The 21687-nt window shown below is 31.5% G+C and carries 26 protein-coding genes; 5 read left to right on the top strand and 21 right to left on the bottom strand.

All coding sequences use genetic code 11. The features are described from left to right. Positions 1–3: 3 nt before the first annotated feature. From BK011_01710 to BK011_01675, 8 genes are all read right to left on the bottom strand, one after another. Positions 4–2478, bottom strand: a complete 2475-nt coding sequence (locus BK011_01710; protein AUD64456.1) for an ATPase — start codon at positions 2476–2478, stop codon at positions 4–6. A 4-nt stretch (positions 2479–2482) separates the two neighbouring features. Beyond that, positions 2483–2710 (bottom strand): hypothetical protein, encoded by a 228-nt coding sequence (locus BK011_01705; protein AUD64455.1) that lies wholly within the window; start codon positions 2708–2710, stop codon positions 2483–2485. 58 nt (positions 2711–2768) lie between these two features. After that, the gene (locus BK011_01700) at positions 2769–3695 is read right to left on the bottom strand and encodes a hypothetical protein (protein AUD64454.1); all 927 of its coding nucleotides are present in this window, start codon (positions 3693–3695) and stop codon (positions 2769–2771) included. Positions 3696–3904: 209 nt separating this feature from the next. Continuing rightward, positions 3905–4132, bottom strand: a complete 228-nt coding sequence (locus BK011_01695) for a hypothetical protein (protein ID AUD64453.1) — start codon at positions 4130–4132, stop codon at positions 3905–3907. A gap of 139 nt (positions 4133–4271) precedes the next feature. Continuing rightward, complete coding sequence (locus BK011_01690) at positions 4272–4802, bottom strand: hypothetical protein (protein ID AUD64452.1); 531 nt, start codon at positions 4800–4802, stop codon at positions 4272–4274. 47 nt (positions 4803–4849) lie between these two features. Continuing rightward, complete coding sequence (locus BK011_01685; GenBank protein AUD64451.1) at positions 4850–5434, bottom strand: hypothetical protein; 585 nt, start codon at positions 5432–5434, stop codon at positions 4850–4852. Between the two features lie 10 nt (positions 5435–5444). Next, a complete protein-coding gene (locus tag BK011_01680; protein AUD64450.1) occupies positions 5445–5654 on the bottom strand; it encodes a hypothetical protein in 210 nt (69 codons plus the stop codon). Between the two features lie 412 nt (positions 5655–6066). Then, positions 6067–7224, bottom strand: a complete 1158-nt coding sequence (locus tag BK011_01675) for a hypothetical protein (GenBank protein ID AUD64449.1) — start codon at positions 7222–7224, stop codon at positions 6067–6069. Positions 7225–7325: 101 nt separating this feature from the next. On the opposite strand from BK011_01675, the gene BK011_01670 reads away from it, so the two are divergent. Both BK011_01670 and BK011_01665 read left to right on the top strand, forming a co-directional pair. After that, the gene (locus BK011_01670) at positions 7326–8666 is read left to right on the top strand and encodes a hypothetical protein (GenBank protein AUD64448.1); all 1341 of its coding nucleotides are present in this window, start codon (positions 7326–7328) and stop codon (positions 8664–8666) included. Further along, complete coding sequence (locus tag BK011_01665) at positions 8659–8979, top strand: hypothetical protein (protein AUD64447.1); 321 nt, start codon at positions 8659–8661, stop codon at positions 8977–8979. The genes BK011_01670 and BK011_01665 overlap by 8 nt, the downstream gene beginning before the upstream one ends. Positions 8980–9590: 611 nt before the next feature. On the opposite strand, the gene BK011_01660 is transcribed toward BK011_01665, so the two are convergent. The 7 genes from BK011_01660 to BK011_01630 all read right to left on the bottom strand — a co-directional run bounded on the left by BK011_01660 (position 9591) and on the right by BK011_01630 (position 16612). Further along, positions 9591–10103, bottom strand: coding sequence for a hypothetical protein (locus BK011_01660; protein AUD64446.1), 513 nt, complete (start codon positions 10101–10103; stop codon positions 9591–9593). Between the two features lie 17 nt (positions 10104–10120). Beyond that, on the bottom strand, positions 10121–10333 hold the full coding sequence (locus BK011_01655; protein ID AUD64445.1) for a hypothetical protein: 213 nt from the start codon (positions 10331–10333) through the stop codon (positions 10121–10123). A 486-nt stretch (positions 10334–10819) separates the two neighbouring features. Further along, positions 10820–11212 (bottom strand): hypothetical protein, encoded by a 393-nt coding sequence (locus BK011_01650; protein ID AUD64444.1) that lies wholly within the window; start codon positions 11210–11212, stop codon positions 10820–10822. A 16-nt stretch (positions 11213–11228) separates the two neighbouring features. After that, on the bottom strand, positions 11229–11450 hold the full coding sequence (locus BK011_01645) for a hypothetical protein (protein AUD64443.1): 222 nt from the start codon (positions 11448–11450) through the stop codon (positions 11229–11231). 219 nt (positions 11451–11669) lie between these two features. Beyond that, a complete protein-coding gene (locus tag BK011_01640) occupies positions 11670–12206 on the bottom strand; it encodes a hypothetical protein (protein ID AUD64442.1) in 537 nt (178 codons plus the stop codon). 608 nt (positions 12207–12814) lie between these two features. Continuing rightward, positions 12815–14167 carry a replicative DNA helicase gene (locus tag BK011_01635; GenBank protein ID AUD64441.1) on the bottom strand — a complete coding sequence of 451 codons (1353 nt, stop codon included), beginning with the start codon at positions 14165–14167 and terminating at the stop codon, positions 12815–12817. Positions 14168–14176: 9 nt separating this feature from the next. Further along, positions 14177–16612 carry a 50S ribosomal protein L9 gene (locus BK011_01630; protein ID AUD64440.1) on the bottom strand — a complete coding sequence of 812 codons (2436 nt, stop codon included), beginning with the start codon at positions 16610–16612 and terminating at the stop codon, positions 14177–14179. 220 nt (positions 16613–16832) lie between these two features. On the opposite strand from BK011_01630, the gene BK011_01625 reads away from it, so the two are divergent. From BK011_01625 to BK011_01615, 3 genes are read left to right on the top strand one after another with little or no spacing between them, the layout of a single operon-like run. Further along, positions 16833–17366, top strand: coding sequence for a hypothetical protein (locus tag BK011_01625; GenBank protein AUD64439.1), 534 nt, complete (start codon positions 16833–16835; stop codon positions 17364–17366). A 9-nt stretch (positions 17367–17375) separates the two neighbouring features. Continuing rightward, the gene (locus BK011_01620) at positions 17376–17822 is read left to right on the top strand and encodes a hypothetical protein (GenBank protein ID AUD64438.1); all 447 of its coding nucleotides are present in this window, start codon (positions 17376–17378) and stop codon (positions 17820–17822) included. After that, entirely contained in the window at positions 17819–18229 is a 411-nt protein-coding gene (locus BK011_01615) for a hypothetical protein (protein ID AUD64437.1), read from the top strand. The genes BK011_01620 and BK011_01615 overlap by 4 nt, the downstream gene beginning before the upstream one ends. Before the next feature lie 37 nt (positions 18230–18266). Here BK011_01615 and BK011_01610 read toward each other — a convergent pair whose 3' ends face one another. The 6 genes from BK011_01610 to BK011_01585 all read right to left on the bottom strand — a co-directional run bounded on the left by BK011_01610 (position 18267) and on the right by BK011_01585 (position 21661). Continuing rightward, on the bottom strand, positions 18267–18503 hold the full coding sequence (locus BK011_01610; GenBank protein ID AUD64436.1) for a 30S ribosomal protein S18: 237 nt from the start codon (positions 18501–18503) through the stop codon (positions 18267–18269). Positions 18504–18514: 11 nt separating this feature from the next. After that, positions 18515–18955, bottom strand: a complete 441-nt coding sequence (locus BK011_01605) for a single-stranded DNA-binding protein (GenBank protein AUD64435.1) — start codon at positions 18953–18955, stop codon at positions 18515–18517. Position 18956: 1 nt separating this feature from the next. Further along, a complete protein-coding gene (locus tag BK011_01600) occupies positions 18957–19244 on the bottom strand; it encodes a 30S ribosomal protein S6 (protein AUD64434.1) in 288 nt (95 codons plus the stop codon). A gap of 110 nt (positions 19245–19354) precedes the next feature. Further along, positions 19355–19816 (bottom strand): hypothetical protein, encoded by a 462-nt coding sequence (locus tag BK011_01595; GenBank protein ID AUD64433.1) that lies wholly within the window; start codon positions 19814–19816, stop codon positions 19355–19357. Continuing rightward, a complete protein-coding gene (locus BK011_01590) occupies positions 19813–20895 on the bottom strand; it encodes a hypothetical protein (GenBank protein AUD64432.1) in 1083 nt (360 codons plus the stop codon). Before BK011_01590 ends, BK011_01595 begins: the two co-directional genes overlap by 4 nt. Continuing rightward, a complete protein-coding gene (locus tag BK011_01585; GenBank protein AUD64431.1) occupies positions 20885–21661 on the bottom strand; it encodes a hypothetical protein in 777 nt (258 codons plus the stop codon). Before BK011_01585 ends, BK011_01590 begins: the two co-directional genes overlap by 11 nt. Positions 21662–21687: the final 26 nt, after the last annotated feature.

Genomic DNA, 21687 nt, shown 5'->3' with positions numbered 1-21687 from the left:
GTATTATGATGAGTGTGCATGGACTAACTCCTTATCAACCTTTAAGAATGACTGTTTTTTTAATCTCAATGAATTATAGATTACATTAAGAGAACTAATTGACATTGCAGCAGCACCAATCATAGGATGTAATAAACCTAACATCGCAAATGGGATTGCAATCGCATTATAGAACCATGCCCAGAAGTAGTTTTGCTTAATTTTTCTAAAGATAGCTTTCGATAACTGAATCGAAGTGAGTAATGTATGCAACTCACCAGATACTAAAGTAACATCAGCTGCTTCTTTTGCAATATCTGTACCTGTTCCAATGGCAATACCTACATTAGCTTGCTTAAGCGCTGGTGCATCATTAATACCGTCACCGACCATTGCGACTAATCCAAATTCGCTCTGGAGTTTCGAAATTTCGTTTACTTTTCCTTCAGGTAAAACATCAGAGATAATTCTTGTTATACCAGCTTTTTTTGCGATTGCTTGAGCAGTTCTTGAATTGTCTCCAGTAATCATAGCTGTCGTTATACCAAGGTTTTCGATTGCCCGAATAACATGTACTGCATCAGGTTTTAATGCATCTGCAACAGCAATGATACCAAGTATCTCTATATCATCTGCTAGAATCATCACCGTTTTAGCTTCATTTTCAAGTTGTTGCATCATTGATTCTAATCCATCATAAGAATGACCAATCGATTTGATTAGTTTTCTGTTACCAAAATAATACGTCTTATTATCTAGAATACCTTTAATACCCATGCCAGATATGGCTTCAAAATCTGTAGGATTTAAAAGCTTTTGATTATTATTTTTTACATCTTCGATAATTGCCATTGCTAATGGATGCTCTGATCCTGTTTCAAGAGATCCAGCGATAAGCATCAACTGGTGTTCATCGATACTCACAGCATGCTTGTCAGTCACTACGGGTTTACCATATGTGAGTGTGCCAGTTTTATCAAAGGCAATCGCTTTGATATCTTTAAGTGTTTGTACCGCTTCGCCATTTCGTATTAGAATGCCTTTTTCTGCACCAACACCACTACCCACCATTAATGCTGTAGGTGTTCCCAATCCAAGCGCACATGGACATGCGATAACTAATACTGCTGTTGCTGTAATAAATGCTAAAGTTAATGGAGTTTGATCTGTGTTAATCCATGGTAAAATAGGTTCCATATATTCTAAAATACCCAAATGGAAATTTGTGAAAATTAAAAAAGAACTGAATGTGAGCAATGTTAGAACCATGATAGCGGGCACAAAATAGGATGTAATTCTGTCTGCAAATTCTTGTATAGGCACTTTGGATCCCTGACAAGATTCAACCATCTCTATAACTTGAGATAAGAATGTTTCTTTACCGATTTTAGTAACTTCTACTTTGAGCAAACCATCTTTATTAATGGTTGCTCCGATTACATTGTCACCCACATGCTTTTTGACCGGCATCGATTCACCTGTTGCAATCGATTCATCAATTAAACTTTTACCTTCAATAATCATTCCGTCTGTTGGTATTTTTTCGCCTGGTCTAATAATCATGATATCTTTAACACTGAGTTCATTCGTTAAAACTTCGATCTCATTGCCATCGACTAAAATGCGTGCAGTTTTCGCTCCTAGTTCCATTAATTTTTTGATGGCTTGGGATGCTTTTCCTTTAGCCTTACTTTCCAGGAATTTTCCAATCAAGTGAAATGTCATAATTGTTGTTGCCATTTCGATAAATGTTGTGATTGGGAAAAACAATCCTGTGAGACCGATGAGATAGGGTGGAATAGATCCGAGTGACACAAGGACATCCATATTCGGTTTCAATGATTTAAGAGAGTAATAACTTCCTCTGTGCACGTGACGGCCAATGATAAATATGACTGGGAAACCCAGTATGGCAATGATCCAAGTGTATAATGGAATTTCAACAACAAACATGTGAATCAGCATGAGTGACATCATCAAAATAGTTATTGTTGAACTCAATTGAACTCTTTTTTTAGCGGAAATCATCTTGAGTGTATCAGGATCAACCGATTCATCATTTGTTACTTCGAGGCTAATCTTATATCCAATGCTTTGGATGCGGTGTTTGATATCACTAAAACGAATGACGCGATCGTCATATTGAATGGTAACTTTCTCCGTAGCGAGATTAACATGAGCATCAATAATCCCATCCATCTTCAACAGTGTATTATCAATACTGTTTGCGCATGTTGCACAACTCATTCCATCAACTTTGGCAGTCACAGTCTTATGATTGTTTTCGATAGTAATGAGTTCATATCCTATCCCCTTAACAGCATTCATTGCAAGGTTTGAACTAAAACTGTTATCATCAAATTGAATTGTTGCAGTTTCAGTTGCTAAATTCACAGAAACATCAATTATCCCTTCAACTTTTCTTAATGCTTTTTCAACATGGTTGACACACGAAGCACAAGTCATACCATTCACTCGATATTTAATATTACTCGACATTTTATTATTCCTCTTCGATGGTCGTTAAGTATTCGACTTGATATCCTGTTTGAACAATTGCCTCAAGATACATATTTGAATTGGGTTTTTCCTCTTCAGTCAATACTTTTGCAATATGTGTTGAAAAATTAATATCAACATTGATTGCTCCCGCTGATTCTAAAGCTGAAGTAATGCGATTGATGCATCCGATGCAATGGATATCTCCGATTCTATAAATTAGCGTTGCCATAAGTAATTCCTCCTTTTTTACCCCTCCCGTGGTGGGGTGTCATCTATACTATATCAAACTATTCATTAGATGTCAATCCTTCATCTTCTAAATAGTAGATGTGTCTAATTCCATCTGTGTTTTCTACATAAGCAGTAATATATGTATCCTTTGATAAGATAAGATCATTAACAGTTGTTACAAAACCATTATCATTTAGGGTTTTTGGATAGTTTTTATCTGAACTATTCTTACTTAACCCATATCTGTATGAACGACTTATAAAATCAGTACAGTAGAATTTGTTTTTTGTGTCCATAATGAAAAGGAAATTATATAATGAACGATTTTCTAAATGTTCATTGGCATATGACATAGTTTGATCCAGTTTTTCTTCATCTATATTTTTTACTCTCAATACTACGAATTTTTCTCTGTAATAAGAACCATAATAAGGATATGAAAAGTCGTTTTCTCCTCTAAAATATGGCAACATCCAATAATTAGTAGAAGATTGTCTTACACCAACTGAATAATCATGTGTACCATCTGAAGGGTCTTTGATTATATCAAAGATACTTTCATCATCTTTTGGGAAGCCTACAGCTTCAATGAATTGATTGTTACCATTATTCAGTGCAGCGTGTCCTCCAACAAAAAAACTCATCAATTGATGAAAACCGAATATGTTTGGAAAAGGTGATTCCTGAGTCACAAATATATCCCCTTTTTTCCCAATAAATGGTTCATCTTTGGTTGTATAAAAAAGGCTACGTGTATCCGCTTTCTCATATTCATTGATTCTTTCGACTGGGTGATACATTCTTATTTCTTCCATCCCATTATCAAAATAGATGGTTACTGTCTCTCCCTCTATACCTCGTTCTTTAAAATCTCTTATTAACTGATTGACTTTTATATTTTGATTAAGTCCTTGCAAGAATATTGAAACGGATAAAATAAGTACAATTAGAAAAAACCTTTTACGTATTTTTTTTACTTTCATGTTGAATACCTCATAATCAATATACAATAATAATGTGAACGAATTATGAATAAATAATAGTACTTCGAATGTGACAAAGCTGTTAACCAGAAGTTGTTTTAACAAAGCTATCAAATTAATATTTCAGATTTGAAATGAATTATTAGGATAACAAAAAAAGACAGTTCAATAGCAGAACCGTCATCTACGGGATGATCGAGTTTAAATTTCTATAAATTGTTTTTTTGATAATTCAACGCCATATCTTTGATAGAATTTGGAATAATAGTCTTGACTCCAAAGAACTCATTAATCTTGTGATGTGTAAATCCAATCGCATCTATTTCTATCGATTGATTTAAATAATCATGATCATCAACTTCATTATTCTTTCTAATAGAACGAATATAATTCAGAGTTTCATATTCCCATTTGTCTAGAGTATCTTTTGACTCCATCGTTCTGTTTCTAATACAATACCCTTGGTAAGCGTGTCTAGTTTCATGGAAAGCAGTCACGATAACTTCAATCCATGGTGATTTTTCGATCCATACTTCATTAAATATGATTTCATCAGACTCGATTTTTAGATTATATTCACATGTAAACTTTAGTCTTTATTTGACTTAGCAAATATAATCTATAATAAAAATCCCCATAATTTTGTGATGTGTTAACATTTAGAATCTTTGAAATATCTTCGCTCACCATCTGGAATATATCCGTATATCTGATATCACCAATTATGTACATCGCACATTTTTCTCTATAATAATGATGCCCTATTGAGTCCATAATATTGCTATAGAATTTGTCAAAGTAGAACAATTCTTCATTACCGCATGTTGAAACAATAGAATGAATTTCATTTAGAGAAATATCAATGTCCTCAACAAACTTATTATTGTATGTTTCGTAGCCTGCAATAGGATTATGTAAAAGTATTCGCTCTAAAGTGATTGTCGCATCAAGTAAATAGTGATAATCATCAAATGAATATCTTTTGCATATTTCCGATTGTAATTCCTTTATTTTCGCTGGAATAGATAACTTTTCAAAGCCAGCAATTTCTCCAGGACAATTATCTACAATATAACCATCAACTATGCCGCTTATGTTGATAATCATTTCTCCAATGCTTTCAAGTACCTGATTAATGAATGATGCAACTTCATCTAAAACAAATGAAATCTTATGCCCCAGCCTTGTCTACTTAGGTCAAAATAGACATTAGTGTATAAATCACATCCACTTTTTTGCAATATGCTGTCATGGAATGGCCATGAACTAAACGCTCTCTTGCTTTCGCCATTCTCTTTATATTCTAAATTTGATGGGTGTTGACCAAAGACTGCTCTAATATGTTTGAAATATTGAAAATCATTAAGTTTTTGATATCCGAAAAATTTATCGTGTTCAGTATTCGTTTTTCTACTTTTTATAAATGCATTAGTATTCAATTCATATTTGTTATCTTGCATATCATTTAGAATTTTGTTTAATCCAATGTAAGTATCAACAATTCCGTTACATGAAGATAAGTAGTTCATAACTAAAACACTATCTTCATCTATATCACCTTTTAATATAGATTTTGAGTTATATTTTGAAAATTCTTTAACAAAAATGTTAATCCATTGATTAAGCGAATGAAGCTTTTCGATATATATATGATAATTTAGTCCTTTTTTAATCAATGTAAATCTTAATTTATTTTCTTCATCTTGAACCAATAAAGACAGTTTTTCTAAATCAACCATGTTCTACTCCCTACTTGACATCTAGTTCAATGTATTCTAGTCTTAAGTTCCCTTGCGGGTTTGAAAACATTTTATACACAGGAACTCTCTTACTTTTTAACACCGCTATTAGCCTTCTCTCATCTTCAATTGAGATTTTTTCTCCTAAATATACAGCTTTTGGTTTTAGTTTAATCATCTTAAAATAATCATTCGAATCTGAGTGTTGGGCAAGTATCATTCTCCACTCTTTCTCATAACTCCATTCTGAATTTTTTGCAGTACCTATAGAAATCAGCAATTTTGAAAAAAGATTATCATCGCTACCAAAAGTATTATCTGTGTATAGTACAGGATTATATAATCTTTTATAGTTTAATCCTTCACTTTCTGCGATTTTAACTAATGAAATCCAATAATCTAGTTCATTTATAATAAAGTTGGTGACATCTGGTTTCTGATTGTCTTGTCATTATGGACTTTATCACTGTTTTTGATAACCTCTAGACTAACTTTACTACAACCTCTATACTAACTTTACTATAAATAATGCTATAAGTTCATATTTAAAAAACTTATCTCTATTACTCTGGCACTCCAAATATATTGAGTAAATGAAACGACAGAATATATAGAATGTTAATCAAATTGAATCATTTAAGGTTATTTAATTCTTCTACAGAGTATTTTAAAATATACGATTGATGTGATCCAAATAAAAATTTCTCTAAATCAGACTCAAACATATTTGCAATCAAATATACAGAATCATTGAAGTAGTATATATCATATAAGTACATTCTTTGATTAAATTCTAAAACTATTTCTTCATTATCATTTTGATCTAAAACTCTAATGATTTGTTGTTGCAAATCTGAATCTCTTTGTTTATGGATAAATCTTGAATCATCAATACTTAAAATGTGGAATTCGTCATTAATAGATGACTCTATAAGTGTCCCCTCTTCATTAAAATAATCAATTATAATGTTTTCGTTTTCTACGTGATGAATACTATATATAATACTGTCCAGGTTAATGTATTGAATCTGAATACCATAAGAGTCACTATCTTCTATAACATCCATAGTTTGAGTTAATATATTGTATCTACTAATTGTTTTCCATGAAAAAGTATTTGAAGTTAAGTTCCCTTGAACAAATACATAATTAGAATTTACTAGTGGTTTTTGATAGACATGGTCAATATGCCCAAGTACGACTTCAAGTGCAACATTGAATGTTTTTGAGATCTCATAGTAAGTGATTTCATACATGTCATTAGAAATATCAAATTTTGAACTTACCCCTACAATAACTTCGTTTTCAATAATAAATGTATTTAAGAACATAATTGTCTCAGTTAAATTATATGTATTGGTCTGTGTATCAAATATAACCATATAGTTTTTTTCATACAGAGAAATGCTAATATATATTTCGTCACCATCTTGATATGAATAAACTTCTAACTCAGTACTTTTGATACCATTACCATCATTTTCTAATGTTTTTGTTTCTACTATTTCTACAAGTTCTATCAAATTAAAGTCTTCATCAATAATAGCAATATTCAACATATCATCTACACAGTTATCATCATCAAGTGCATCAAATGTTATTTCATTATTTCTAACTAAAGCGTATATTTGATTGTTTGATTCATACATTGTTAAAATTTGATTATTCTTATAGTAACCTCCCAAATCATATAAAAAGTTATCAGGATATTTAGTTGATTGATAGATAATAAACATTGTAGATAAAAGCAATAGAACAAAACCCAATACTAGATAAATGTATTTTTTCATGAAACCCTCCATTAAAATCGTTATCGTCATTATACCAAAGAACAAAAGTGAATAAATTCACTAGGGGCGATAAAAATCGCCTTTTTCTTTTTAAAGTCACATTGTATAATAGATTTATGGAACCTATAGTGATTAAGTATAAATTTAAAGATCAATTAGAACTTGCTCTTAAACATGGTGAACATGTCTTTAACAATGAGCTTGTTAAACTATCTAATTTAAAAGTATATAGAGATAACTCCATTTCCATTCAATCTATATTTGCTACCTATTGGGATTCATTTAAACTTCATTTTGAAGATAAACTACGTCCCTCAATTATCGAAAATGTTGAAAAAATGATACATTGTCGTGATTTCAAATATGGCTACTTCTTCTATGAATGCCCAACTTGTGATAACTTTCATATCCAAGGTCTTTCTTGTCATTCAAGGTTTTGTCCTTCTTGTAATCAAAGATATCGAGAAGCTCGAACACTTGCGATTGAATCCAAATTACTTAAGTGCCCTCATAGACATTTTGTCTTTTCAGTTGCTAAAGAGATGCGTAAATTCTTTTGGCTTTATAGAGACTTATTTGATATCTTATTTCAAACTGTAAATGAAGTTCTTCATAAAGCTGTTAAGAAAACGAAGGCTGACCACCAATTAGATAGAAGACTTGGCATCATTTGTTTTCTTCACACCTATGGCAGAGATATGAAGACCAATCCTCATATCCATGCTTTAGTTGCTGAACGCTTTATTGATGCTCATGGTCATCTATCCAACATGTCTTTCTTTCCTTTTGAGAGACTGCGTATGTTTTGGCAATATAGACTCTTAAGTAACATCTCAGCCTATTTGAAAACCCATGCGACAAATTCTATCTATAATGAGTTTAATCGCTTAAGAAGTTATCTCATTCATAAGTATAAAAAAGGCTTTTACACTTACGGGCCTCAATTAAAGAGAAAATCTAGCTTGTCTACAGCCAAAAAGATTGCTAAATACATCGCCAGATATGCTTCTCATCCAGCCATCTCTGAATCTAGAATTGATGACTTCGATGATATCAATCACCAAGTCACTTGGCATTTTGATCCTCATGAAGATGATCAAATTTCAGATAAACATCATAAACGAGGTACTCAAATCATCACTGATCATGTCTTTAAATTTATTGCACGTCTCATTAAACACATCCCTGATAAAGGATTTCATCTGATTCGTTATTACGGTTTTTATTCAAATCGGACAAAACGAAAAATTGCCTCTGAGTTAAAGTTAGTTAACCCTAAATCTTTGACTTATCTTAAACATCAACTTCACTTTCGAACTTTGTTGCTTAAGACTTATCACTATGACATCTTTAAATGTCAGTGTGGTTCTACTATGGTTTTAAATCTTGATGCTTCATATCTACCAAATCACCGAAAAGAGAGGTTATTTAGCGATGCCTAAACTATTTAAAACTAAATCTGTGCATATGTCTTTTGTTCAAAAAAAGAATTTGTATGCTGAATATAAATCAGCTGTTAAGCAGGGATTCATTGCTGGCCCTGCCGCTTCATTTAATGCATTTATATCGATGCCTAATTTTGATATCATGGTTGATATGAAATGTCTGCACTGTGGATTTGAACTTACTGTCAATTTTTCTGGTTATGCTCACTTTATGGAGACTGAAGGTGCTGCTTTTCCCGTTGATGTTTGTAGTCATTGTGGTAAGTTGCAGTTTGTGCCTTTAGATATTTATCATAAACTTATTGATTAATTTGTTGACTCGTTTTACAGACTCATTTTAGATGAGTTTTTTCTGTTTGTTTTTATTTAAATGATCAATTAGAATTTCCTAGTTAATAAAAAAAAGATTTGAAAGAATATTTCAAATCTCTAAAATTCTATGTCTTGTCATTATGGACTTTATCACTGTTTTTGATAACCTCTAGACTAACTTTACTACAACCTCTATACTAAGTTTACTATAAATAATGCTAAAAGTTCATATTTTGACAAGTCATAAAGATATAACAGATTATTACAATTAGGTTTGTCCATTTTCCGTCACTTTTAATAGTATGTTCTCACATTCAATCTGCGTTGAGTGCACCATATTGCTCGAAAACAGGGTCTTGTGTGTACTCTAGAAATATAAAAATGGCACTTTTTATGTTTACTCACACAAGCACAGAAAAACCAAAGAAACATATTTATAAGTGTTTATATATATATTTATGCCTTGTTTTAAGTGCTTCATTCTATTTTTTCAGTAGACGTTTATATTTTTCTAAGCAATAAAGTAATAATTGATTGTCTGTCATTATATTATTTAAGAGCTATACTTAATAATGGAGGGTTTGCATTTGCAGACCCTCCATTACTACGTTATTTCTTATTCATATTTTTTTGATATATTTCCATGTTTGGTTCTAGCTTCTTTGAAAGTGCATACCAATTAGGTGATAAAGCAGATATTCTTAAAATGCACTTCTTACCATGATAAATATCAACCCTTGCTGATTTAGTTACGCTCGTACATTTGACATAATCATATTCTTTTACTTTCCCAAAAAAGTTTCTGTAAGCAAAGGTTAGTCTATCTAATTTCACTTCCCAAACGACATAATACCACACAAACATCATACTAAAAATCATCAATATTGAAAACACTATAGCTACTCCAAGCATTGTTTCACTATTACTCTGAGTTGGAAGCAAAGGTCCCACAATAACAATTAATGCAAATAAAAGTGCTGAGAGTATTCCACCCCAAAAGTACAAGAAAGGTTGTTTAATAAGATTTTCATGTGAAATTCTCTTGTTCTTATAGCCTAATCTAATTAATCCAATTAATACTATAGTTAATCCAATTGTAACATATCTTAAAACGTGCTCCATAATAATATTCTCCTATTCTAAATTAAACTGTCAATAGTTGATGAGATTACATCCCAAACCATACTGCCTTTAATATCTTTCATTGCGGATCTATATAACCTTGTTGTATACTTGTCCATTTGTTTATCTAAATTTTTAATATGTCGAGCTTTATTACCTTTATCTTTTTGTCTAATTTTTATCTTTTGGCGATTAGTTAACTTGCCGTGTTGAGCATCAGGACCACTCATGAATCCGAATAAAGCACCTATAGTTCCTGCTCCAATAATAGCACCTATGTTTACAGGTCCACCTGAGACAAGCTGAGATGCTAATTAAATATAATATGATTATTCTACTATAAGCATTGTCACTTTGATTGTTTGAATTAGTGTATGATTTATTTTTTGAGAGACATATTTTCGCTCTTTTATGTTAATCCACACTTTAGGTTTTTTTACATGTGAAACATACTTAACTAAAAAAATGCAATCTAAATCAATAATTATAGATAACATTGAACTACTTTGACAAAAAATGCTGACCGTATGCATGACATAATTGGATAGCAAATAGATTTGACACAGTTTAGAACCAGCATTTCTTTTAATGACATTATTGGAATAAATATTTCATATATAAAAATGAGAGTTGACTCGTATAGACTAGTCAATTCTCTATTTCAGTAAATTCTATTACTATATCAAAATCGTATAATTCTTATAACATTTTTTCATTTAATGAGATCCGTTGTCAATTATTAGCAAATCATTTTCAGTTTCATATAAGATTAATTCATGATAGCCAAAAAAATTGGGTTTATTCATCCACTTCTTACATTCTAATACCATCTCAACCAATCTAGAATGCAATTTATCCATATTGATTTTTCTATCTTGACTAACTAAATATTGGTACATATATGGTGGATCTTCTTTCAGTTTTTCTGTCTTTTGGTTATAAATTAGCGAACAAATATAGTTATGCTTACCGATTCCATATCTACTCATTTCTCTAGGATTTCCTTTTTCATTATAGCTTCCTCGAATTGACCTTAATACTACCCCTAAATCAGGAGCTCCTGTTGAATTGAATACTTTTTTTGTGATAATATGCTTTACTTTTGACATAAATCTAACTCCTTTGTTATTGATCACCGTCATGTATATTTCTAATCATTTCACTGATAATCAGTATTATTGAACGAATTTTATTTTTCATGGGCTTCTTTTTATTACCGGAATGTCTACTGTGTCTAAACCCATGATATTTTTGAAATCTTTTAATTGCTTGCCATCTTCCGACTTGTCCTTTTGCGCGTGCTTTGTCATATTCATCTTTAAGCTTACTTTCACCCCATCCGGACATTTCATTATCTCCTGGAATATCCCAAGTTTTAGGATCAGATGTTGACATCATTATGTGTCTTGTCTTTATGGACTTTATCACTGTTTTTGATAACCTCTAGACCAACTTTACTACAACCTCTATACTAACTTTACTATAAATGATGTTAAAAGTTCATATTAATTATCTAGTTTAAATAACAATTCTAGTATATTTACTGCAGCAATGTTTTAAATGATATTACTCTAAGATATAGTATTCCTGAATAATTGGAATATGTGTTTCAGCCATCTTTATGCGTATGATTTCATCTTTTGAAAAGAATTTCAATTCTTTAGATTCTAAACTTGTTTTTAATATAGGAAAATCAAATAGTTTTATATGATACACAACAGTGATTACGCGCAGAACGTTCCCGTCCGGATAATGAGCTATTCTTGAAGGATCGTCATATATGTTAAAATACTGCAATTGATTTTTATTGATTTTTAGTCCGGTTTCTTCAAAAACCTCTCGTATTGCACAGGAAACCAAATCTTCATTTACATTTAAGCCTCCACCAATTATAGCCCATCTATCACTATCTACTCTATGTTCTAGTAAGATTTTATTCTCATATTGAATAATTACTGCTACCCCTATATGATTTGGTTTATTCGGTTTTGGTGCAAATACATTCTTATAATAGAATTCAGTATTTTTCATCATTTTTACCCTCAAATAAAACACATTATTTTTTTTAAATATCGAGTCTACAGATTTGATCACCATCATCATCGATATTACCTGTATCTGTAAATCCTATTGACTTGTAAAGAGCATATGCCGTCTCGTTTTCTTTCGATACACACAAAATAAACGCTTCAGCTTTTCCAAACTGGTGGAGGAAAGGGGATTTGAACCCTATTAATCCATCATTATTTCAAGTATTTCCCCACCTGATTTTTCATCATTCTTTTCTATATTATAGCATAATCAAATCCTAATATGACAACAATCCAAAATTCCAACTCTTTTTGTCTCAAATCTAAACCTTATTTTTCATCTAAAAACATATATTTGTAGCTATTTATGCCCATTTTCATATAATTTGATATAAAAATGCACCATGAAATTGGACAGAGATTACTTAAATAATCTAATAAATTTCCAAATTTTCCCCTTAATAAAGCCATGAAACTTGCTTTAAAATGTTAGACAATTATTTTGGAAAATTGGAATTATATCTGTTTTTTATTTTTATCTTATTTTATATTTCATATCAAATTGAAAATATATGAAAAACTAAAAACTAATTAAATTGAAGTACTCTCCGCAATTTTTATCGTCATGATCTAAGTATAAAAAAATGATGTAAATTTTTACACCATTTTTACTGAATGAGCTTAATCTCTATAAAGTTCTTCTTCTCTTTCTTCTTTAGCAGTAAATCTAGAATACTCAGTATCAAATCTAAAGCTTAATCTAATCCCTGCCATACCTTGTCTATTCTTCGCAATGCTTAATTCAACATCACCTGTTTTCTTTTCAGGATCATGGATATAATAGTCACCACGATATAAGAACATAACGATATCGGCATCCTGTTCAATAGATCCAGATTCTCTTAAATCTGCAAGTACAGGTCTTTTATCTTCACGTTTTTCAACTTCACGTGATAATTGTGATAATGCTAGAATTGGAATCTTTAATTCTCTAGCCATTTGCTTTAAACTTCTTGAGATTTTCGCGACTTCTTCTTGTCTATTTCCAGAACGATCATCGCCTTTAATTAATTGTAAGTAGTCAATAATGACGAAATCAAGTTTACCTTCTTGTGATAACTTTCTACATTTTGCTCTAATTTCAGCAACATTCACACCTGCAGAATCATCAAATGAAATATTTAAAAGTGATAAAGATTGAATACCACCTTCTAAGTGTTGCCACTCTTTAGAAGTTAAATTCCCGGTTTTTATTTTATTGTTTTCAACGTTTGCTTCTGTTGAAAGCATTCTTGCAGCTAACTGTTCGTTACTCATTTCAAGCGAGAAAATTGCAACACCAGCTTTACCCTCTTTATTATGCTTAGCGATATTTAAAGCTAGATTCATCGCAAATGCAGATTTACCCATAGATGGTCTTGCTGCTAGAATAATGAGCTCTTCTGGTTGAAGTCCAGCTGTTAATCTGTCTAAATTTTCAAATCCAGTATGAAGGCCGGTAATACCGCCTTTTTTATTTCTATTTCTTTCAGTTTTTTCTTTAACTTCTTTAATAACTTCAGACATAATCGCAAAAGCGGATGTCTTTCTTTTTTGAGCAAGCGCAAAAACTTTCTCTTCTGCCATCGTGATATAATCGGTTGCTTCTGTATCACCTTTATATCCTTCTTCTAATATTTCTCCAGCAAGATGGATGACTTGTCTTTTTAATGATCCATCTTTAACTAAATCAATATAGGTTTCAATATGTGCAGTCGATGGTACAAAATCAGCTAAATCAATGATATATTTCATACCACCTGCTTTTGCAAGATTTTGAGATTGTTCAAGTTTAGATGCCACACTCGCAAAATCGATTTTATGATTGTCTTTATAAAGATCTTTCATTGCTTGATAAATCATAATATGTGGTTGCTCAAAAAAATCCTCATTATCTAAGTGATCCATCACTGATACAATAATTTTTGGATCTAAGAAAATAGCACCTAATACTGATTGCTCAGCTTCCTTATGATAGGGTAAACTTTTTGCCATAATTAAATCCTACTTTTCTACGATATGGACTTCAAATTGTGCCTTAATATCCTTATGGAGTGTAACAAATGCAGTATAAATCCCTACAGAGTTAATTTCAGATTGAAGTTCTACTTTTTTCTTATCGATTAAGATATGGTGTTCCTGTTCAAATGCTTCAACAATTTGTTTTGTTGTAATTGCACCAAACATTTTACCATCTTGTCCGATTTGAATACTTAACTTAACTTTCTTTCCATCAATCTCACCTTTAAGTGATTTCATTAATGCGATATGTCTTTGATTTTCTTCTAATGCTTCTTGTTTTTGTTTTTCTAAAACTGCAAGGTTTTCATCAGTTGCAAGCAATGCTTTCTTTTGATTGACCAGAAATTGACCATATCCGTTTGCAACATCGATCACTTGATCTTTTTTACCCTTACCTTTTACATCCTCTAATAATATGACCTTCACGAGATCTCCTCCTTGTGCGTATTCTAATTCTATGATGTTCTTCAACTCGTCCACCACTTGTTTGATAGACTTATTTTTAACTTGTGCAGCAGCAACACTAAAGTGTCCACCACCACCGATATTTTCTAATAAAACTTGTACATTGACTTTTTGGAAACTTCTAGCACTAACCCCTACGGTGTCATCATCCATTCTAGAAATTGCGAATGCTGCATCAATATCATTGATTTGAAGTGCTGCATCAGCAACTTGCGCTAGTAATATTCTATCATCATATATGTCTTTGGTTATCACAAACGCAAAATGATCCATAAAAATTTCGACATCATTTAAGAGTTTGTTAATTTCCATGGTTCTTAAATAATCTTTTCTAAGCCATGTTTTAACCTCTGAAGTATCTGCACCTAAATCTTTAAGCTGTGCTGCAACTTCAAATGTTCTTGATCCTGTACGATAGGTAAAATTATTTGTATCAACAATTAACCCTGCATACATCATGGTTGCTTCTAAAGGCGATATATGGATTTCTTCATTCATGTTATAGAACCCTAATAGTTCCATCACAAGCTCGATGGTTGATGATGCTGATGGTTCAATGATTGAAAACATCGCGTTAAATCCTTCATCACCAACTCTATGATGGTCAATAACGATGATTTGTTCTGTTTTTGATAATACTTGATCATTCATAATGATTTTTGGTGATTGTGTATCTAATATCATTAAGACTGATTGATCATCAAACAATTCTAATGAATCTTCTGATGAAATCATATGCTCCATTAAATCCTTAACATCATTTTTAACGATATCTACAACTTTTTGTGTCGTTCGATCTAACTTATCATGATCAATAATGAGATAGGTTGGTTTATTAGATGCTTTTGCCATATGATAACATGCAATCATCGATCCAAATGCATCCATGTCTGCTTGATTATGTCCCATGATAAATACTTTACTTGAGTTATCAATAAAATCCTTAATCGTTTGGGCATTGATTCTAACACCAACTCTAGAACTTTTCGCTGATGTATCATTTCTTGCTCCAAAATAAATAATTTTTTGATCTTGAATATTGACAACTACTTGGTCTCCACCTCGTTTTTCAGCAAGTTCTACTGCATTTTGTGCATAAACACCAAGTGATTCATAATCAATATTCCACGATGCAATCCCCATAGAGATAGATACTCTAACTTTATTTTGATTAGAAATATCTCTAATCTTTTCTAATATCTCAAACTTATTTTCTATCATTTTTTCTAAATCTTTTCGATAACACATTAAAAAGATGCGCTCATCAGCATATGGTTTTAAATATCCATCATATAGATGTGCCCAATCATTGATTGCTGCTAAATATTCACCTTTTAAGGATGATTGCTCAGAAACATCAAGTGCTGCTAAAGCCTCATCCAAGTTATCTAAATAGATTATACCTAAAGCAGGAATTTGATCGATATATTTTTTAGATATACGTTCTCTTTCAGTAACATTAAATAAATAAAAGAAATTGAAATCTGGTCGGTATGTAACATCATAAATGTCAGAGCCGACTTCAACCATAAATTTAATTTTATTATTTGTAGCTTGGGTATATAGTTTTTCATTTAAATCTTTTAATTGTCGACCTGCAATTTTTTGATCAAATATTTGCGTTGCATGCGGATTTGCCCATTTAATTTCAAATGTCTCATCACATGCAAGAATACCAATAGGAAGTTCATTGAAAACTTCATCTCCAACTTGGTTTACATGATATGATAACTTTGTCCACATCGACAATCTATTTTGAAGTGTTCTTATTTTTTGTCTAGTTTGCTGATTTAAACTGATATATATTCCAGTAAAGACTAAAATCACACTAATGAATAGGAATATAAACTTTAATATGTGTTGTGCTGATTCAAAAGAAAAATAAGGCCAGTAAAGATAAATACTGAATCCTAAAATAATCACCACGCCTGTTAATAAAATCCAACGTTTCATATGGATCACCTACTTTATCATATTATACCAATAATGCATGTGTTTTTCAATCAATAATAAAGCCATTAACACACGAAAATTAAAAAAACATATTCCCTTAATTTTTGTGATAAAATATAGGAAAATACATCTTACGTATCATTTTTTACATCTTATGAATGCTTTTGTGACTCCAAGATATAGATTTGTTATCATGAAGACATCAAAGGAGGATATAAAAATGAAATTAAAATTAATGTATGTAGGTATTGTTATTTTAGGTATTGGAAGTATCATTTGGTTTACTCAAGATTTCAATAAAGAAGTTGAAACTGATATTAATCAAGTGACTGGTGAGATTATACTTTTATCAAATGAACTAAATGAAACTGATATTGAAACACCAGTAGGCGATCTTGAGTCTTTAAAACAAGAAATTGATGATTATAAAGCTTTGATTCAAGATGAAGTATCATCAATTAAGACTTTAAAAGAATCGTTTGAAGGAGATTATTCAACTCTCTCAGAACAAGAAAAAATATATTTAAGAATCTCTTTGTTAGAGGTTAGAAAATATAGAGAAGCATATCAAGATACCATAGGTTCTATAGAAGCATTGATTGAACCTTACTATGGAGCATTTGATCAAATATCAGATGAAGAAATTGAAACCTTAAAAACCGAAATAAAAACCATCATGACTTATAGACTCGTCTTGCTTGAAAAAGCATATGATGAACTCATCACTATAAAAAATATACTCTTAAACACTTAAGGATGATTTATGAAAATCCATGTAGAAAAACACCCAGAAATAAATGAAACTGAAATCATCATCAAATGCAAGGATGAAGACGAAGAGGTTAAAGCAATTAAAAATGCTTTAACCTATTTCGATATGGTTTTGATATGTAGAAAAGATGATCAGCAATTTAAAGTGCCTTCAAAAGATGTTTTTTATATAGATGCTTATGGACATGAGGTTTTTGTTTATACAAAAGAACAAACATATAGTATTGACTTAAAACTTTATCAGTTAGAAGAAATACTATCACAAACGCCTTTTATTCGAATCCATAAATCAGTTATAGTAAATACCAAAAAGATTAAAAGCTTTAAGTCTCACATCAACGGTCGCATGGAAGCGATTCTACTTAATGATATTCATTTAATCGTTTCAAGAATGTATGTAAAATCACTAAAAGAAAAACTAGGAGGAAAATCATCATGAAAAGATATTTCAATATTTATTTAAAAGTCTTCTTCTTCATGAGCGTTTTGTTCCTTATGCTTTCGTTAATTGTTGTTAGAAGATTTGATGTCACATTACCTTTTGCAAGAATCTCATATGGTATCTTTGTCGTATCAGCCTTTGTGAGTCTAACCTTATGGTTATTTAAACTTGAAAAAGGAAACAGCATCATCAATGTTATCCTCGGATATTTCATGCTTATACCAGGTATACTTGTGATTAGAAATGTATACGGGAATTATTTATTTCGATTGTCGAGTTTAATCTACATTATCATGATTGCTATAGGAATCATCTACGGCATTGTCTTATGGATCGTCTCCAAAAAATATAAACAACAAGTAGATGACTTAAATAAACTCATCGAAAAACAAAATAAGTCATAAAAAAAATGCTGCGGATTGCAGCATTTTTGTTTATTGATTAGTCTTTTACATATGGTAGTAATGCCATATGACGTGCTCTTTTAATAGCTACTGCTAATGGACGTTGCCATTTAGCTGATGTGCCAGTTACACGTCTTGGTAAAATCTTACCACGGTCAGTAATAAATCGTCTAAGTAATTCTACATCTTTAAAATCTATATGTTCAACTTTATTTTGTGTAAAATAACAAACTTTACGACGTCTTTTAAAACCGCCACGTCTATTGTTTTGCATAGTTCTCCTCCTTAAAATGGTAGATCTTCTTCAGCAGCAAGTTGTTTTGATGTTTCATAAAACTCATCGCTGTCATCATTGCTATAATCTACTTCAGGTGCTTGTTGTTCCATGTAATCAGCAGGTGATTGATCACCCTTATTTTCTAAAAACTGTACGGAATCACAAACAACTTCTGTGATATAGCGTGTGCCATTGTCTGCTTCATACGTTCTTGTTTGAATGCGACCTTCGACACCAAGTAATGCACCTTTTTTAATAAAGCGTGCTAAATTTTCTGCTTGTCGTCTCCATACGATACATTGAATAAAATCAGCTTGTCTTTCGCCTGATTGATCCGTAAATTGACGATTTACAGCAATTGTAAAGTTTACGAAGTTAATATTTGATTGTGTAGATTTAAGTTCAGGATCCTTGGTAATTCTTCCTACTAAAATCACTTTATTAATCATATTACTCGCCTTCCTTTACAACAATGAAGCGAATAACTTCTTCAGTTATTCTTACGACACGGTTAAATTCAGCAATTGCTTCTGGAGTTGCGTTAGCAAGCAACCAAACGTAATAGCCTTTTTTGTGATGTTCTATCTCATAAGCTAAGTCTTTTAGCCCCAACTCTTTAAGCTCTTGAACTTCACTATTGTAGTTTACAAAAATTTCGTTAAAGTTATTGACGATCTTTTTGATGTTCTCGCTTTCTACAGTTGGACGGATGATATACATAATTTCGTATTTTTTCATCAGTTCCACCTCCTTCTGGTCTATGGTCTTTGATAAGACAAGGATTATCTTACGCCAAGTTATTATATCATAATATATCATTTATTACAATGATTAAAACTATCTTTTTTCTATAGTAATTCCTCTATTTTTTGATACACAAATGTTGTTGCATCTTCAATGTTTTTCATTCGGTCATTTGCATCAAAATTAACATGATACTGATAAAGTTTTTCTTGAAATAATATCGCAATAAAAGCTTCTTTTTTTGTAGTGTTTGTATCTAGTGTTGGTCCTGCATTACCAGTTATTGAAACACAAATACTTGCATGAGTCAAATCAAAAATGCCACGTGCCATTTGATCTGCAACTTGTTGACTAACAACTGAAAAATCATCGATGATCTGTTTATGAACACCTAATGGTTTTTCTTTTAGATCTGTATGATATGCAACAACACTACCAATTAAAACTTTTGATGCTCCTTCATTATATATCATTTGATAGGATAAATTACCACCTGTCATACTTTCTGAGAATGCTATAGTTAAGCCTTTATCTAGACATTTATCAAATACTTTTTTTGAGATCATGATAATGTGATTGTTACACTAATTTCTTCAAATACATTGTTCACTTTTCTGATCACCGTTAATTGGTGTGTATCTCCAAACTCTGCATCTTGAAGCTCAGCAGCAAGATCAGCAATCGATGTAATTGGGTTTCCATTCATCTCAATAATCAAGTCATATTCTTCTAATACAAGATGTGCATTTCTAGTTAAATCAAATCCAATAACGACAACACCCACTGGATTATTTGGGAGTAATGATGGATCATTTTCTAATAAGAAAATATCAACTTCTTGTACAGTCACACCTAACTTAGGTGAACGCACAACCTCTATATAGTTAGCTTCTTGAAACCCTCTAATGATTGGTGCAAGTTTATTGATATTAAGTGCATAATTTAAACCATCAGCAGCAATCAGACCATCTGATGTTTGTACATCAGTAATCTTGGCAACGTTTAACCCAATGACTTCACCGTTTAAATTAAATAAAGGTCCGCCACTGTTTCCGGGATTTAAATCCGCATCATGCATCAGCGATAATCCGTTGATACCTTCATATGCAAAGGTAGGTATGCTGACTACACCAGTAGTAACATAATTAAAAAACGCTAAATCTCGTGGTGTACCAATCGCAATGACTTCTTGTCCTTTGACGATTTCAGTAATTACATTATCATCAATTGGTGCAATTGCATGTACTCTTAAATTACGATCGGTTTCTATTCTTACTACTGCAACATCAAATAATGGATATGTTTGATAATCTTTAACAGCAATATCATCTTGTCCTGGTCCAAAATGAACTTTCATTTCGCCACCATCTTCAACAACATGATTGTTAGTCATAATGTAATATCGATCTACATTTGTTTCTCCTTCAACTGGCTCAGACTTATAAATAATCCCTGATCCATGTCCTGTTTCAGTTACAACCGCAACCACAGAAGGAGATACTTCCGCGATCATATCTATTCTTAGTTGTTCTTCAGTTGATGGTGAAACGTAAGTTTCCACCGCTCTTGTCTCAATTGTACATCCAATTAAGGTAAGTGATATTAAAACTGTTAAAATCGATAATATAAGTTTTTTAGTCTTCATGATTCATGCCTCCTAATTTAAATAATTGATGTGCATTTCTTGTTGTAATCTCTTTGACTTCTTCTTCTGTCATGTTTCTAATTTCAGCTATTTTTTTAACAACTTCTACTAAATACTTTGGTTCATTTCTTTTTCCTCTAAACGGAGAGGGAGCTAAATAAGGACTATCTGTTTCAATTAAAATATGTTTTAAATCTATGTTTTTAACTATAGGTAATAGATCTTTTGGATTCTTGAAAGTAATCGGTCCATCGATACCAATATAAAAACCTAAATCAATCGCTTTTTTAGCATCTTTTTCATCTGATGAAAAACAATGAAATACACCGAATGCTTTTCCTTCATATGGTTTTAATAAATCATATGCTTCTTGAAAAGAATTTCTTGTGTGTATCACTAAAGGTAGATGATATTTAATAGATAACTCAATCTGTTCAACAAACCTTTTCATTTGAAGATCTTTATTTTCTTTTGTCCAATAAAAATCTAACCCAGTCTCACCAATCGCAACCACCTTAGGATGACTGATATACTCGTTAATGAACACTGGATCATCGCCTTCATCAACATACCCAGGATGAAGACCAACAGATGCATAAACACCTTCATATCTTTCTGCGATTTCTATCGCTTGTTTGCTAGTTTCATGATCCATACCGATGACAATGAGTTTTTTTACTCCAGCTTCAAATGCCTGTTTAATCACTTGATCTAGATCATCTTTATAATCTTCTGTATTTAAATGTAAATGCGTATCTACAATCATCTTATCATTCCTTTTTGATACTATAT

The sequence above is a fragment of the Tenericutes bacterium MZ-XQ genome, assembly GCA_002838205.1.
Lineage (GTDB): Bacteria > Bacillota_I > Bacilli_A > Acholeplasmatales > Acholeplasmataceae > Mariniplasma.
The sequence above is the reverse complement of the archived record's forward strand: the minus strand, read 5'-3'. Positions and strand labels throughout refer to the sequence as shown.

Excerpts from the sequence above, each read along its gene's own strand:
- BK011_01620 (AUD64438.1), top strand. The coding sequence starts at position 17,376 with ATGAAAATCCATGTAGAAAAACACCCAGAAATAAATGAAACTGAAATC.
- BK011_01680 (AUD64450.1), bottom strand. The coding sequence starts at position 5,654 with ATGATACTTGCCCAACACTCAGATTCGAATGATTATTTTAAGATGATT.
- BK011_01630 (AUD64440.1), bottom strand. The coding sequence starts at position 16,612 with ATGAAACGTTGGATTTTATTAACAGGCGTGGTGATTATTTTAGGATTC.
- BK011_01685 (AUD64451.1), bottom strand. The coding sequence starts at position 5,434 with ATGGTTGATTTAGAAAAACTGTCTTTATTGGTTCAAGATGAAGAAAAT.
- BK011_01605 (AUD64435.1), bottom strand. The coding sequence starts at position 18,955 with ATGATTAATAAAGTGATTTTAGTAGGAAGAATTACCAAGGATCCTGAA.
- BK011_01655 (AUD64445.1), bottom strand. The coding sequence starts at position 10,333 with ATGAGTGGTCCTGATGCTCAACACGGCAAGTTAACTAATCGCCAAAAG.
- BK011_01705 (AUD64455.1), bottom strand. The coding sequence starts at position 2,710 with ATGGCAACGCTAATTTATAGAATCGGAGATATCCATTGCATCGGATGC.
- BK011_01640 (AUD64442.1), bottom strand. The coding sequence starts at position 12,206 with ATGATGATGGTGATCAAATCTGTAGACTCGATATTTAAAAAAAATAAT.
- BK011_01635 (AUD64441.1), bottom strand. The coding sequence starts at position 14,167 with ATGGCAAAAAGTTTACCCTATCATAAGGAAGCTGAGCAATCAGTATTA.
- BK011_01675 (AUD64449.1), bottom strand. The coding sequence starts at position 7,224 with ATGAAAAAATACATTTATCTAGTATTGGGTTTTGTTCTATTGCTTTTA.
- BK011_01660 (AUD64446.1), bottom strand. The coding sequence starts at position 10,103 with ATGGAGCACGTTTTAAGATATGTTACAATTGGATTAACTATAGTATTA.
- BK011_01700 (AUD64454.1), bottom strand. The coding sequence starts at position 3,695 with ATGAAAGTAAAAAAAATACGTAAAAGGTTTTTTCTAATTGTACTTATT.
- BK011_01615 (AUD64437.1), top strand. The coding sequence starts at position 17,819 with ATGAAAAGATATTTCAATATTTATTTAAAAGTCTTCTTCTTCATGAGC.
- BK011_01595 (AUD64433.1), bottom strand. The coding sequence starts at position 19,816 with ATGATCTCAAAAAAAGTATTTGATAAATGTCTAGATAAAGGCTTAACT.
- BK011_01665 (AUD64447.1), top strand. The coding sequence starts at position 8,659 with ATGCCTAAACTATTTAAAACTAAATCTGTGCATATGTCTTTTGTTCAA.
- BK011_01695 (AUD64453.1), bottom strand. The coding sequence starts at position 4,132 with ATGGAGTCAAAAGATACTCTAGACAAATGGGAATATGAAACTCTGAAT.
- BK011_01585 (AUD64431.1), bottom strand. The coding sequence starts at position 21,661 with ATGATTGTAGATACGCATTTACATTTAAATACAGAAGATTATAAAGAT.
- BK011_01625 (AUD64439.1), top strand. The coding sequence starts at position 16,833 with ATGAAATTAAAATTAATGTATGTAGGTATTGTTATTTTAGGTATTGGA.
- BK011_01710 (AUD64456.1), bottom strand. The coding sequence starts at position 2,478 with ATGTCGAGTAATATTAAATATCGAGTGAATGGTATGACTTGTGCTTCG.
- BK011_01590 (AUD64432.1), bottom strand. The coding sequence starts at position 20,895 with ATGAAGACTAAAAAACTTATATTATCGATTTTAACAGTTTTAATATCA.
- BK011_01650 (AUD64444.1), bottom strand. The coding sequence starts at position 11,212 with ATGTCAAAAGTAAAGCATATTATCACAAAAAAAGTATTCAATTCAACA.
- BK011_01645 (AUD64443.1), bottom strand. The coding sequence starts at position 11,450 with ATGTCCGGATGGGGTGAAAGTAAGCTTAAAGATGAATATGACAAAGCA.
- BK011_01600 (AUD64434.1), bottom strand. The coding sequence starts at position 19,244 with ATGAAAAAATACGAAATTATGTATATCATCCGTCCAACTGTAGAAAGC.
- BK011_01610 (AUD64436.1), bottom strand. The coding sequence starts at position 18,503 with ATGCAAAACAATAGACGTGGCGGTTTTAAAAGACGTCGTAAAGTTTGT.
- BK011_01690 (AUD64452.1), bottom strand. The coding sequence starts at position 4,802 with ATGATTATCAACATAAGCGGCATAGTTGATGGTTATATTGTAGATAAT.